Here is a 401-nt window from a genome sequence, read left to right on the forward strand (position 1 = left end):
AATGGCTTGCCAATCATCTCCTACTGCAAATAGAGATGTTTTGTTTATTTTTGCTGTTTTAATGCAGTTAATAATGAAGCTCTTTAATGGCGAAATATCTTGGAACTCATCAACAAGAATATGTTTCCATGGACTAATAAAACGCCCTTTTTTCAATAAGATTAATAGCTTGATGTAACAAGCCCGAAAAATCGATTGCATCTTCCTCTTTTTAATGCAGTTTTCCAAACTTTTTAATAATGGCGATAATAATTTTTAAATACTTTTTTAAAGGCTTCTGTGTATTCGGGTTGTACACTTTCAATGGCTTGCCAATCATCTCCTACTGCAAATAGAGATGTTTTGTTTATTTTTGCTGTTTTAATGCAGTTAATAATGAAGCTCTTTAATGGCGAAATATC

At 31.7% G+C, this 401-nt stretch carries 1 pseudogene; it reads right to left on the reverse strand.

What is annotated here, in order from left to right:
- A pseudogene (locus BHE89_RS21580) lies at positions 1-323 on the reverse strand (UvrD-helicase domain-containing protein); the annotation flags it as partial.
- Between the last annotated feature and the right edge of the window lie 78 nt (positions 324-401).

Source organism: Shigella sp. FC1967, from assembly GCF_001743005.1.
Taxonomy (GTDB): Bacteria; Pseudomonadota; Gammaproteobacteria; order Enterobacterales; family Enterobacteriaceae; genus Proteus.